Source organism: Prevotella sp. TF12-30, assembly GCF_003436715.1.
GTDB lineage: Bacteria > Bacteroidota > Bacteroidia > Bacteroidales > Bacteroidaceae > Prevotella > Prevotella copri_A.
Window position 1 is genome coordinate 67,632 of the sequence record NZ_QSQJ01000003.1, and the last position, 13,649, is coordinate 81,280.

General features: G+C 47.8%; 11 protein-coding genes. 3 read left to right on the plus strand and 8 right to left on the minus strand.

Annotation, left to right across the window (positions count from 1 at the left end; translation table 11 throughout):
- Nucleotides 1–202: 202 nt before the first annotated feature.
- Together DXD25_RS02185 and DXD25_RS02190 are read right to left on the minus strand one after the other, a co-directional pair.
- Nucleotides 203–1,450 (minus strand): FtsX-like permease family protein, encoded by a 1,248-nt coding sequence (locus DXD25_RS02185; RefSeq protein WP_117661664.1) that lies wholly within the window; start codon nucleotides 1,448–1,450, stop codon nucleotides 203–205.
- An 87-nt stretch (nucleotides 1,451–1,537) separates the two neighbouring features.
- Nucleotides 1,538–2,749 carry a pyridoxal phosphate-dependent aminotransferase gene (locus DXD25_RS02190; RefSeq protein ID WP_089542970.1) on the minus strand — a complete coding sequence of 404 codons (1,212 nt, stop codon included), beginning with the start codon at nucleotides 2,747–2,749 and terminating at the stop codon, nucleotides 1,538–1,540.
- A 334-nt stretch (nucleotides 2,750–3,083) separates the two neighbouring features.
- Here DXD25_RS02190 and DXD25_RS02195 point away from each other — a divergent pair, with 334 nt between their 5' ends.
- Together DXD25_RS02195 and DXD25_RS02200 are read left to right on the plus strand one after the other, a co-directional pair.
- Nucleotides 3,084–3,587 carry a DUF4494 domain-containing protein gene (locus DXD25_RS02195; protein WP_089542843.1) on the plus strand — a complete coding sequence of 168 codons (504 nt, stop codon included), beginning with the start codon at nucleotides 3,084–3,086 and terminating at the stop codon, nucleotides 3,585–3,587.
- 18 nt (nucleotides 3,588–3,605) lie between these two features.
- Entirely contained in the window at nucleotides 3,606–4,277 is a 672-nt protein-coding gene (locus tag DXD25_RS02200; protein WP_117661594.1) for a YggS family pyridoxal phosphate-dependent enzyme, read from the plus strand.
- Between the two features lie 232 nt (nucleotides 4,278–4,509).
- Here DXD25_RS02200 and DXD25_RS02205 read toward each other — a convergent pair whose 3' ends face one another.
- The 6 genes from DXD25_RS02205 to DXD25_RS02230 all read right to left on the minus strand — a co-directional run bounded on the left by DXD25_RS02205 (nucleotide 4,510) and on the right by DXD25_RS02230 (nucleotide 11,556).
- Complete coding sequence (locus DXD25_RS02205; protein ID WP_187360415.1) at nucleotides 4,510–6,357, minus strand: M6 family metalloprotease domain-containing protein; 1,848 nt, start codon at nucleotides 6,355–6,357, stop codon at nucleotides 4,510–4,512.
- A 93-nt stretch (nucleotides 6,358–6,450) separates the two neighbouring features.
- On the minus strand, nucleotides 6,451–7,314 hold the full coding sequence (locus DXD25_RS02210; protein WP_117661596.1) for an EFR1 family ferrodoxin: 864 nt from the start codon (nucleotides 7,312–7,314) through the stop codon (nucleotides 6,451–6,453).
- A 7-nt stretch (nucleotides 7,315–7,321) separates the two neighbouring features.
- On the minus strand, nucleotides 7,322–7,705 hold the full coding sequence (locus DXD25_RS02215; protein ID WP_089542839.1) for a DUF1573 domain-containing protein: 384 nt from the start codon (nucleotides 7,703–7,705) through the stop codon (nucleotides 7,322–7,324).
- 126 nt (nucleotides 7,706–7,831) lie between these two features.
- Nucleotides 7,832–10,687, minus strand: a complete 2,856-nt coding sequence (uvrA, locus tag DXD25_RS02220; protein WP_117661597.1) for an excinuclease ABC subunit UvrA — start codon at nucleotides 10,685–10,687, stop codon at nucleotides 7,832–7,834.
- 47 nt (nucleotides 10,688–10,734) lie between these two features.
- Nucleotides 10,735–11,205 (minus strand): 23S rRNA (pseudouridine(1915)-N(3))-methyltransferase RlmH, encoded by a 471-nt coding sequence (rlmH, locus tag DXD25_RS02225; RefSeq protein WP_117661598.1) that lies wholly within the window; start codon nucleotides 11,203–11,205, stop codon nucleotides 10,735–10,737.
- 39 nt (nucleotides 11,206–11,244) lie between these two features.
- A complete protein-coding gene (locus DXD25_RS02230) occupies nucleotides 11,245–11,556 on the minus strand; it encodes a DUF4491 family protein (protein WP_117661599.1) in 312 nt (103 codons plus the stop codon).
- A 175-nt stretch (nucleotides 11,557–11,731) separates the two neighbouring features.
- On the opposite strand from DXD25_RS02230, the gene DXD25_RS02235 reads away from it, so the two are divergent.
- Nucleotides 11,732–13,483, plus strand: coding sequence for a phospho-sugar mutase (locus tag DXD25_RS02235; protein ID WP_089542835.1), 1,752 nt, complete (start codon nucleotides 11,732–11,734; stop codon nucleotides 13,481–13,483).
- The last annotated feature ends 166 nt before the right edge of the window (nucleotides 13,484–13,649 follow it).

Genomic DNA, 13,649 nt, shown 5'->3' on the forward strand with positions numbered 1-13,649 from the left:
ACAAAATTTTGTGCAAAGGTACAGAAAATACTGCACATCGCAAAATAAAATGTGCATTATTTTATTGATTAGCGTAAAATATTTTAGGAACTAGGTAAAAATATATAGTTTTATCCCATTATTGCCATTTTCTAGTGGCAATAATGGGATAATTTTACACTTATTCATCTATCGTGAATCATTTATTCATCAGCCGTGAATCTTATTCGTATCTCATCGATTTGGCTGGATGAATATGAGAGATGAGGTAACTTGGCGCTACCAGCATGAAGATGCTGATGAGGAGGGTGGCTACGTTTAGTGCCACGATGAAGAGCCAGTTGAACTCCACCGGTACCGTACTTACGTAGTAAGTCTGGGCATCGAGCTTCACCATTCCCGTGAAATGCTGCAGGGCAAGAAGTCCCAGTCCGATGACATTGCCCAGTAACATTCCCTTGCCGATGATGAATACGGCAAACCAGAGGAAGGTGTGGCGGATGGTCTTGTTGCGGGCACCTAGGGCTTTCATCACTCCAATCATCGAAGTGCGCTCCAGGATGATGATGAGCAATCCGCTGATCATCGTTACGCCTGCCACGATGAGCATCAGTCCCAGGATAATCCATACATTCAGGTCCATCAGGCTGAGCCATTGGAAGATGTTCGGATTCAGTTCCTTGATGGTGGCGCTGCTGTAGGTTTCTCCGTAATGATCTACGGTACGGTTCACCTTATTGATAACATAGTCTTCCGTCTCGTTGAGCTTGTCGAAGTCCTTTACGGTCAGTTCGGCACCGCTTGCCTGGTCATCCTCCCATCCATTCAGCTTCACGGCTGTATAGAGGTCGGTATAGACCATCAGTTCATCATATTTCTTGAGATTGGTCTCGTAGATGCCCGCGATGGTGAACCGGCGCATTCTCACGCCCTGGTTGTCGATGAAGTAGGCGAAGATGCGCTCGCCGTTCTTCAGCTTCAACTTGTTTGCCATCAGCTTGGAAATCAGAATCTGGTTATGGCTGGCTTTGTCATTAAACTTCGGTATGCTTCCTTCCACCATGTTCTGATGGATGAAGGTAGAATCGAAATCCGGTCCCACACCCTTGAGCACTACGCCCAGGAAATCGTTGTCGGTCTTGAGGATTCCTTCTTTCATGGCAAAGCGCTGCACATGTTTCACGCCCGGAATCTTCTGGAGTACCTTCACCATCGAGTCGTTCATCACCACCGGATACTGGTTCTGCTGCTGCAGGGTCATGAAGTCGGCCACCTGGATATGGCTTCCGAAGCCAATCACTTTGTCGCGGATGGTGTGCTTGAATCCCAGCACCACGCATACCGACATAACCATGATGGCGAGTCCGATGGCAACACCGGCTGTGGCAATATGAATAGCAGGGCGAGAAACCTTACGTTTGTCGCCCTGATCACGATATAATCTCTTTGCTATAAACAGAGGAAAATTCATATTTACATTGAACATTGAACTTTGAACATTGAACTTTATGATTAGCTTAGACTATTGAATTCTTCACTCTTCATTCTTCGTTCTTCCTTATAGTCCTTCATCCTCCACTCTTCCCGGATAAGCCTCGAGTGCCTTGGCAAGAACAATCAATGCGCGGTTCAGATCGTCCTTCTTCAAGACGTAAGCCATACGCACCTGGTTTCTTCCTGCACCAGGAGTGGTGTAGAAACCGGAGGCTGGAGCCATCATCACGGTCTCGCCCTCATATTCAAACTCTTCCAGACACCAGCGGCAGAACTTGTCAGAGTCGTCGATAGGCAACTTGGCTACGGTATAGAAGGCACCCATTGGGATAGGAGAGTAAACGCCCGGAATACGGTTGAGACCGTCGATCAGACACTTGCGTCGTTCTACGTACTCATCATATACATCGCGATAGTACTCCTCGGGTGCATCGAGTGAAGCCTCGGCAACAATCTGACCAATCAGTGGAGGAGAGAGGCGAGCCTGACAGAACTTCATCACCGCCTTGCGGATCTCGGCATTCTTGGTAATCAGGGCACCCACACGGATACCACACTCGCTGTATCGCTTGGATACAGAGTCGATGAGCACGGTATTCTGCTCGATACCCTCCAGGTGCATCGCACTGATGTAAGGGCTGCCGGTATAGATATACTCGCGGTAAACCTCATCAGAGAAGAGGTAGAGATCGTACTTCTTCACCAGGTCGCGAATCTGGTTCATCTCTCTGCGGGTATAGAGATAGCCGGTAGGGTTGTTCGGGTTACAGATCAGGATGGCACGGGTGCGCTCATTGATGAGTTCCTCAAACTTCTCCACCTTAGGCAGGGAGAAACCTTCCTCGATGGTAGTGGCGATGGTACGGATCTTGGCACCCGCCGAGATGGCGAACGCCATATAGTTGGCATAGGCAGGTTCTGGCACGATGATCTCGTCTCCTGGGTTCAAGCAACTCATGAACGAGAAGAGCACAGCCTCAGAACCTCCCGATGTGATGATGATATCATCGGCAGTTACGTTGATATTGAATTTCTTGTAATAATCTACTAGCTTCTCACGATAACTGAGATAGCCCTGACTTGGAGAATACTCCAAGATGGTGCGGTCGATGTGTTTCAGCGCATCGAGACCACACTGTGGAGTAGGCAGGTCAGGCTGACCAATATTGAGGTGATATACCTTTACTCCACGTTTCTTTGCTGCGGCAGCCAGTGGAGCCAACTTTCTGATAGGTGACTCTGGCATTTCAAGACCGCGTACAGATATTTCTGGCATCTTTTCTAAATAATTCTTTCTGTTATTAACCCTAGCAAGCAGTTTCCTCTTCCAGGCACGGTACTTACCCAGCCTTATCAGATGAAACAATATCTCGCAAATCGACTGCAAAGATACGTAATTTCATTGAAAATACGTAATAGATTGGGTTAAAATTTGATTTTTTAGTAAAAAACTCTTTATTCTGTTGTTCTTCTCCATTCTTTTTTATAACTTTGCATCATCTTTCGGCGCTTTCACCCTGCCTATCATATAATAGGTGGAAAGGGAAGAGAGGGGCTGGAAAAGGATAATAAAACAAAGATTTTAAACATTAGTAAAAGGAAAAGAAATTATGAGAAGTAGAACAAGCACTTGGTTTGAGACAAAGGTTAAATATCAGAAGACAATGGAGGATGGTTCGGAAAAGGTGGTTTCTGAAGCATACGTGGTTGATGCCCTGAGTTTCACCGAGGCAGAGAGCGCTATTATCGACGAGATGTCTGTCTATGTAAGCGGCGAGTTGAAGGTCAGCGGTATCGGTAAGGCTTGCTATGGAGAGATCTTCTTCAGCGATATTGATGATGATGACAAGTGGTACAAGGCTAAGCTCCAGTTCATCACCATCGATGAAAAGTCTGAAAAGGAGAAGCGCTCTAATGTTACATATCTCGTACAGGCTAAGTCTCTGGCTCGTGCACTCCGCTATATCGACGAGGTAATGGGCAAGACTATGATCGACTATGATGTAGTAGGCTTGAACGAGACCAAGCTGATGGATGTTTTCGAGCACCACGCTCCTGGCGACAAGAAGGAGGAGAAGAACGACGTGCCTGAGTACGAGCAGCAGAATCAATAAAGAAAGGGAGGACGAACTATGTATGATGTAAAAGGAAATCTTCATGAAGTGTTGGGCAGCTTGCCTGCAGGGGTTAGCCTTGTAGCCATCAGCAAGTTTCATCCCAACGAGTTTATTGAGGCGGCGTATGCCGAGGGGCAGCGCATCTTTGGCGAGAGCCATGAGCAGGAACTCGCCAAGAAGGTGGCTTCCCTGCCTAAGGATATCCAGTGGCATTTCATCGGTCATCTGCAAAGTAATAAGGTGAAGTACATTGCTCCTTATATCTCCATGATTGAGTCGGTGGATAGCCTGAAGCTCCTGAAGGAGATTAACAGGCAGGCAGCCAAGCACGACCGCGTGGTGAAGGTGTTGCTGGAACTGCATATTGCCGAGGAAGATACCAAATCGGGGCTTTCGCTCAATGCCTGCCGTGAACTCCTGGAGGCTGGCGAGTGGCGAGAGATGCCTCATGTGCAGATATGCGGCTTGATGATGATGGCATCGAATACCGATGATGAACAGCAGATTGCCTCTGAATTTGATGAGGCTGCCAAGTTCTTCGATGAGGTAAAGGCAAAGTATTTTGCCGATGATGATGCCTTCTGCGAGCGCAGCTGGGGTATGAGTCACGACTATCATATCGCTGTCAAGCACGGCAGTACGATGGTGCGTGTGGGTACTACCATCTTCGGTCCTAGAATCTATTAAAAGGATATGAAAAATCCCTAGACGATAGCAGATATCGCCTAGGGATTTTTGTTTTGTTCCTAATGGGATTTGTTCTTGTCGTTAATGGGATTTGTTCTTATCCTTAATGATAATCTATGTTCAATAGTGTTGAACCTATGTTCAGCACTGCTGAACTTAAGTTCAACACTGCTGAACATACATTCAACGACGCTGAACATAACTTTCTATTCATAGTATAACCTTTTTCCTCCTAGTATATTACCTTCTTTCCCTTATTGGTGATGTAAAGATGTCCCTTGAGAGGGGTGGCAATCTTCCTGCCTTCCAGGTCGAAGTATTCGGTTGGGGTGGAGGTTGCATCCTTGTCAAGAAGGGTGTTCTCGATACCCGTAGCCTTGAAGTCCTTGAGGTAGTCGAAGCTGACGATGCCGGTAGCCTCATCCTTTGCGATGTTGTAGAGTGGGCGGGTAGTCATCGTGCTCCAGTTGAACTTCACTTCTGTCAGACTGTTGATGTCGCTTCCATCCTTTCCGATTCCATAGGCAGGGAATGGGTCGTTTGCGCAGTTCTCCCAGTATTCGTCTATAGTATATTTTTTGTTACCAACATTTGCCTGGTTGATGATCAGACCATCAGCTGGAACGATGGTTACTCTAGGAATACCGATGGTGTTGTTAGGGGTGTCCATGAGGTGTACCTGGTCGATATCGCTGTAATCGATGCGCCATACCAGCAGGCCATAGCCTAGAAGATGCTTGTACCAACCTTCGTTTCTGATGTTCTGGAGGAGAAGGAATTCACCCTTGGCCCTTTCCTTTAATTCCTTCTTTTTCTTATCACTAAGTTCGGTTGAAGAGTAATTCTCGTTGATGCGGAAATTATCTTTGTTCACATCAGCCTCTATCTTGTAAGCTTTTGATGCTAAGTCGTATGGTTCCAGGGTATATTGTCCTGCCTGTGTTCCATCGAGCGTGATAGGGGTAGCCCATCCCATCAGCATCTTTTGCCATGGTGTATAAGGGGTAGGACAGTAACCATCGTATGTATATTCGCCTGCATCCATCAGATCCCAGAACTCTGGCGACTGGTTGTCGGCATTCTTATACTCGGTATCATAATGATCAGGCAAGCCCATGGTATGAGAGAACTCGTGACAGAAGAGTCCGATGCCATTGATGGAAGGGGTTTTTGAATCAGGCGAACCGTTCAACTCGTTGTTGAGACCAAAGCGACAGACTCTGCATCCGTTGAAAATCAGGTACTTCAGTGGTGAAATCTCTTTGCCGTTCTCATCATATTTATAGAAATTATCGGTACCCGACTTAGGCCAGAGATAGTCGTCGGAATTGCCGCTGATACTCTGCGAATAGCCGGCATAGATGATGTAAACCAAATCTACAAACTTGTCGCCATCAGAATCATATTTAGAGAAATCAATCTTGTCGGCAACCTTGTTGCAGGCCTCACAGATCATCTGCTTGAAATTCTTATCTGTACCATTTTGAACATTTTTATCATCTGCTCCATAGTATGCAGATTTCTGACTGACAGTAACTGGACCTACGATGTCGAACTGTGGGGTGAATTGTCCCATGCTGCATTCCTTGAAATACTCCTTTACCGAACCGTAGTTGACATCTTCCTGGTTGAATACCGAAGCATCCTGGCTGGGTACTGGTGTGCCGAAATCAGCATTGAGGTAATGGTTGAAGGTGGCAACGGGGTCGCTGCTCTTGAACTTTACATCCTTGAAATCTACCAGGATAACCAGCGCCTTGGGCGATCCTGTATGAGGAAAATAGGCTGGGCGTATTGAGCCAATGCCACTTGCTCTTGTCTTGAGAGTATTGATAACTGTAGCTTTTCGGGCATTGAGCGTCTCGGTAGAGATGATTTCGTATTTTCCGTTATCACTCTTCTTTAGCGGAGTGCCGTCGAGAAGCGAGTAATACGAAAAATGCTCATCTCCATTGAGAGTTGCTGATACGATGGTACCATCCACCAGTTGTAATTGGGTGATACCTGGTTTCGCCTTGACTGCAAACATGGTAGTGGCAGACATCAAAGCGAGTGTTAGGCATAGGATAATCTTTTTCATCATTATTATGGATTAGTTACTGAATCATTATTATGGATAAGTTACAGAATCATTATTATGGATTGGTTCTGGATCCCGCTTCAGAAGGGGCAATTATCTGAAATAGTATTGTCCCTTCTTCTGAGTCTGGTTTCCAAACTCGATGGCGTGATGCGGACAATGGTGATAGCAGGTAAAGCAGGTGAGGCAATCCTTATGGTGCAGCCAGACTGGATATTCGCCATATCCGCCCTTGATATCACCTACCGGACATACGTTGGCACAGATGCCGCACTTCACGCAACGGTCTTTCTCTACGTGGAAACGCTTGTCGGTGATGAGCACATTCTCGAAGAAACCACCTACCACCTTGGTGAAGAACCATGGAATAGGGCCTTTGACCAATCGGCTGATGCCTTCCTTGCGGTCGAAGATTTCTTCACATACTACGGCAAGTTCCTGTGCCGCCGTTTCCTTCTTTCGGATTTCACGCTCCTTCGGATCTACATCCATGAACGGCAGACCGATGTACGATTCCGGCATGATGAGAGAGTAGGAGGATGAAACCTCCGTAATGCCCAGAGCCTGAAGCGAAGGATTCTGGGAAATCACCTCGTTGAGATTCTCGATGGTTAGTCCGATGCTGTCGCCTGCCGTGCAGACGCAATAGGTGAAGGGGCGATTCTTCAGACAGTCATCGGCTTTCGCCTTGTTTTCGGCAGAGGCATCAGATGGTTCTCTCTGAATCTTCATCTTGCAGATAAATTCCCTTACCAGTTTCGGCACACGCCATCCATGTACGGGGAAAACGAATCCGAGCCGTTCATTCTCTTTCAGAATAAACGGCTCGGCTAAGTTATGGCTTGAATCATCTGCCCTCATGTAAGGAGCGATGGATATCAAGTCTTCACGAGTAGCCGCCGCCAGTTTCGACGCCGCCCACTTGGTATTTCCTGTTCCAGAAAAATAAAATATCATATCAAGCTTACTTCTTCTCGTTCATCACGCCCTCTATATAGATGCGAGACATCTCTACATTGCCATTGGTACGAACGGTGATGCTCTTCTTGAAATGACCAGGGAACATACCCTTGCCATTGTAGGTAACACTAATCTGACCCTTCTGACCTGGAGCGATTGGCTGCTTGGTATAAGATGGCACGGTGCAACCGCAGCTAGCGATAGCCTGGTTGATGACGAGAGGCTTGTTACCCACATTGGTGAAGGTGAATACTGCCTTCTGCACAGGAGCAGTCTCTTCGAAAGTACCAAAGTTGTGCACTACCTTTTCAAACTTGATTTCTGCCTGAGCTGAGGCTGTTGCTACCATAGCTACGAGCATCGTCAAAGCCAATATGATTCTTTTCATCTTTATATCCTTTCTTTATTAAATTTACTTATTGATGTACCTTATTATATATAAATTATATGATAATTATATGCTAATTGGATGCAAAAGTACATATAAAGTTTATTATAGCGCTACTTTTTTACATTATTTTATATAATTCTTAAGAAATTTACCAGTTAAGCTCGTTTTGCATGCGACAACTTCCTCTGGAGTACCGGCTATCACGAGGTTACCGCCCTTGTCGCCACCCTCAGGTCCGAGGTCGATGATATGGTCGGCACACTTGATGACATCCAGGTTATGTTCGATAACTACCAAGGAATGACCACGTTCTATCAGCGCCTGAAAAGCATGGAGCAGTCGCTTGATATCATGGAAGTGCAGACCGGTGGTTGGCTCATCGAAGATGAAGAGCGTAGGCGACTGGTCTTCCTTGCCGATAAAGTAGGCGAGTTTCACACGCTGGTTCTCACCGCCGGAGAGGGTGCTGGAGTTCTGACCGAGCTTGATATAGCCCAATCCAACCTCCTGCAGAGGTTTGAGTTTGCTGACGATGATGCGGCAGGCATCGAAATCGCCTACATGGTGCTGGAGCTTTTCATCGCTGAAGAACTCTATCGCCTCGTTCACGGTCATGTTCAGCACATCATTGATATTCTTTCCTCCGTAGTGTACTTCCAGGATATCGTGCTTGAACCGCTTGCCCTTGCATGCCTCGCAGGTAAGGGTGAGGTCAGCCATAAACTGCATCTCGATGGTTACGTATCCTGCTCCCTTGCATTCCTCGCATCTTCCGCCCTCGGTATTGAAGGAGAAGAATTGTGGGGTGAATCCCATCTGCTTGGCGAGTGGCTGGTTGGCAAAGAGGGTGCGGATGGCATCGTATGCCTTCAGATAGGTGGCAGGGTTGCTGCGGGTACTCTTGCCGATAGGGTTCTGATCTACAAACTCCACGTGCTTGATGGCATCCACATCGCCTTCCAGCGAACTGTATTCGCCAGGTGCATCTGCCACCAGGTCTAGATGGCGGCGGAGGGCAGGGTAGAGGATTCCCTTGATGAGGGAACTCTTGCCCGAACCGGATACGCCGGTGATGACGGTGAAGATGTTGAGCGGAATCCTAACATCGATGCCGCGGAGATTGTTCATTCGGGCTCCCTTGATCTCGATGGCCCTGTTCCATGCACGATGACTGGTAGGAACGGCAATCTCCTCCTTGTGGGTGAGATACTGGATGGTATGGCTCTCCGGGAATTTCTCCAGAAGGGCTTTCTGCTGCTCTGGGTCGGTGGATGAGTATTCGGATGACGGACCGGCATATACCAGTCTTCCACCCAGTCTTCCTGCATCCGGACCGATATCGATGAGATAATCGGCAGCACGCATAATCTCTTCGTCATGCTCTACCACAACCACGGTGTTGCCCAGTTGCTGCAGCTCTCTCAGTACCTTGATGAGTCGGTCGGTATCTCGGCTATGGAGTCCGATACTTGGCTCATCGAGGATATACACGCTGCCTACCAGCGAAGAACCGAGGCTGGTGGTCAGGTTGATGCGCTGGCTCTCTCCTCCGGAAAGGGAGTTGGAGAGACGGTTGAGGGTGAGGTAGCCAAGTCCCACATCCAGAAGGAATTGCAGGCGGTTGGTAACCTCGGTCAAGAGTCGCTTGCCCACTTCTCGCTCATGCTCTGTCAGCTCCAGCTTCTGGAACCATGCGCTGAGATTGGTAATCGACATATCTACCAGCTCGGTGATGCTCTTTCCGCCAATCTTCACATAGTTGGCTTCCTTCTTGAGTCGGGTGCCATGGCAATCCGGACAGATGGTCTTGCCTCGGAATCGGCTCAGCATCACACGGTATTGTATCTTGTACTGGTTCTCCTTCACCATTCTGAAGAATTCGTCGATGCTCACCCGGTCGTGCGGGTCGCGCTTCTTGTCCGAAGGCAATCCATGCCAGAGCCAGTCTTTCTCCTTCTGGGTGAGTTCGTAGTAAGGCTTGAAGATCGGGAAGTTGTATGGCTCCGCACGTCGGATGAATTCCTTGAGCCACATGCCCATCTTCTCTCCACGCCAGCATACCACGCATCCATCGTAGAGGCTCATGGAAGTGTTTGGGATGACGAGTTTCTCGTCGATGCCGATCACGCTTCCGAATCCCTCGCAGGTAGGGCAGGCACCCAATGGGGAATTGAAGGCAAACATGTTGTCGGTTGGTTCCTCGAAGGTGATGCCGTCGGCTTCGAACCGGGTAGAGAAATCGTAGCTGATATTGCTCGGCAGGAAGAGGAGACGGCAGGCACCGTCGCCCTCATAGAAAGCAGTCTCGGCAGAATCGATGAGGCGGCTGATGTCGTCCTTCTCATCGCTTACCGAAGCACGGTCGATGACGAGGAAGATATCCTCCGGCTTGGCATCGCCCTGGAAATCGTCGATGCGGATGAATTCACCTTTCACCAGAATGCGTGCGTATCCCTCCTGAAGATACATCTCCAGTTGCTTTTCCAGGCTTCTGCCTTCTACGATATGTAGAGGGGCAAGGATTACAAACTTGGTGCCCTTGGAAAACTGTCGGGTGCAGGCAAGCACATCCTCGGTAGTATGGCGCTTCACTTCCTGTCCGCTGATAGGCGAATAGGTCTTGCCGATACGGGCGAAGAGCAGGCGCAGGTATTCGTAGATTTCCGTGCTGGTGCCCACGGTGGAACGTGGGTTTCGGGAAATCACCTTCTGCTCGATGGCGATGGCAGGAGGTAATCCCTTGATGAAATCACATTCCGGTTTGCTCATTCTGCCCAGAAACTGGCGGGCATACGAAGACAGCGACTCCACATACCGGCGCTGTCCCTCGGCATATAAGGTATCGAAAGCCAATGAAGACTTGCCCGACCCGGAGACTCCCGTAATGGCAACAAACTTGCCTTGCGGTATCTTCACGTCGATGTTCTTCAGGTTGTTGGCTCTCGCCCCCTTGATCTCTATATATTTCTCTTTTGACATTGAACTTTGAACTTTGAGCTTTGAACTTTATGATTAGTGATCCTCTTTTACTCGTGATGATAAGGCTCACCTTTTATAATAGTACATGCGCGATAGAGTGCCTCGGTAAAGATGAGGCGTACCATCTGATGCGAGAAGGTCATCTTGGAAAGGGAGATCTTCTCGTTGGCGCGGTCATATACAGCCTGCGAGAATCCGTAAGGACCCCCGATGATAAATACGAGTCTCCTGGCTGTAGCCTGCTTGCGCTCTATCCATTTGGCAAACTCTATGCTTCGGAACTCCTGTCCGTGCTCATCCATCAGCACCACGGTATCAGAAGGCTGAATCAGTTTCAGAATCAGATCACCCTCCCGTTCCTTCTGCTGCTGTTCGCTGAGACTCTTGGTGTTCTTGAGTTCTGGAATCGTTGTTATATTGAAGGGCATATAGTGGGTGATGCGCTCGGCATAATCCTTGATGCCCGCAATAAAATGCTTGTTTACGGTCTTGCCGACCAATATCAGTTCAGTTTTCATCTTCTAAATGGTAAGCTATAAACTATTAACTGTAAACGATTAACTTTTATAGTATCCTTTCTTTTCCAGCTTCGGGTTCTTAGGGAACCATCCCTTCTCGCAGCGTTCTTTCTGTTCGAAGAGTTCCCCGATGCTCCAGAGACAGGAAGCACCCAGCACACCGAGAAGGGCAGAGTAGAGAACATTCGCAACCAGGAAGGCTGCACCCACGCTGATAATACCCGCAACCAGGAACACCCACCAGTAGCGGGTGCCCGTATAATACTCAACCTTGATGACAATAGGGTGGAAGAGTCCTATTATTAAAAAGGTGGAAACGGCGATGATAACGCCCGTATAATATATTTCCATAAGCTTTTTTTTAATTACTTTTTTGTTTCAATGTGCAAAAATACAAAAAAAACTCCAATCTTGTTTGGTTTCTCGAATATTTTATATATCTTTGTACGCAAAAAGAGAAATATTGTGCTGTTTTCGGGCACAACCCTCTGATAGAATAATATTAATAACAAAATAGAATCAAACTATGGCTAATAACGCAGAATTGATTAAGCAGTGTGAAGAAAGAGCACAGCAGTGGCTCACACCTGCTTTTGACGAAGAAACTCGTAACGAAGTAAAGGCAATGCTCGAGGCTGAGGATAAGTCAGCACTCGTAGATGCTTTCTATCAGAACCTGGAGTTCGGTACTGGTGGTTTGCGCGGTATTATGGGCGCAGGTACCAACCGAATGAACAAATATATCGTTGGTATGGCTACACAGGGCTTTGCTAACTACATCCTCAAGGCTTTCCCAGGTGAGGAGAACCTTTCTGTTGTTGTAGGCCATGACTGCCGTAACAACTCTCGTCTCTTCGCAGAGACTGTTGCTGCCATCTTCTCAGCTAATGGTATCAAGGCTTATCTCTTCGAGAGCCTCCGCCCAACACCAGAGATTTCATTCGCTATCCGCGAGCTCGGTGCCAAGGCTGGTGTCAACGTTACTGCTTCTCACAACCCTAAGGAGTACAACGGTTACAAGGCTTACTGGAGTGATGGTGCTCAGGTTCTGGCTCCACACGATACCGGTATCATCGAGGAGGTGAACAAGGTTACTATCGACCAGGTGAAGTTCGAGGCTAACTGGGATAAGATTCAGATCATCGGTGGTGAGATGGATTACGACTACATGACAGCCGTTCATTCTGCTATGATTGACCAGGATGTCATCAACCGTCAGAAAGACCTCAATATCGTTTACTCTGCTATGCATGGTACAGGTCGTGTCATCGTACCTCTCTGCTTGCGTTCTTGGGGCTTCCAGAACATCAATGTAGTTCCTGAGCAGATGGTTGTAGATGGCAACTTCCCTACAGTGGTTTCTCCTAACCCAGAGAATGCTGAGGCTATGACTCTCGGTATGAAGCTCGGTACAAAGTTGAACGCTGACCTCGTAGTTGCTACCGACCCTGATGCTGACCGCCTCGCTATCGTTTGCCGCGATGACAAGGGCGAGTGGATGATCATCAACGGTAACCAGACAGCCATGATGTTCTGCTACTATATCATCGAGAACAAGAAGAAGTTGGGTAAGTTGAAGCCAACAGACTTCCTAGTAAAGACCATCGTTACAACAGAGGTGATTGCTGAGATTGCCAAGAAGAACAACGTAGAGTTGCGCGACTGCTACACAGGTTTCAAGTGGATTGCACGCGAGATTGCTATCTCTGAGGGCAAGCAGCAGTACATCGGTGGTGGTGAGGAAAGCTTCGGCTTCCTGCCATACGATAAGGTACGCGATAAGGATGCTCCAGCATCTATCTGCTTGATTTGCGAGATTGCTGCCTGGGCTAAGGATCAGGGCAAGACTCTCTACGATCTCCTGATGCAGATCTATGCAGAGTACGGCTTCAGCAAGGAGTTTACTGTAAACGTGGTTCGCCCAGGTAAGACAGGTGCTGACGAGATCAAGCAGATGATGGCAGACTTCCGTGCTAACCCTCCAAAGGAGTTGGGTGGCAGCAAGATTGTTACCTGGAAGGACTACCAGAGCTTGGAGGCTAAGCATGCTGACGGCAGTGTAGAGAAGCTCGATATGCCTACTACAAGCAATGTACTCCAGTGGTTCTGCGACGACAATACCAAGGTGAGCGTTCGCCCATCAGGTACAGAGCCTAAGATCAAGTTCTATATTGAGGTAAAGGATCCTTCATTCAAGTGCGCTGGCTGCTACAACCGTTGTACAGCTGCTGCCATGGATAAGATTGAGGCTATCAAGAAGAGCTTGAACCTGGATTAATAAAAGCAATTGAACTTTATAAGAATGTGTGGGGAGGAGAAATCTTCGCCTGCACATTCCTCTGAAAGATATTTTTTTTGATGCATTATTTAGCTCCAACTTTGAATAATGCAATTTCCCGGCGAGAAGTCATCCTGACTTCTCGCCATTTTGAATTTGATAGGTA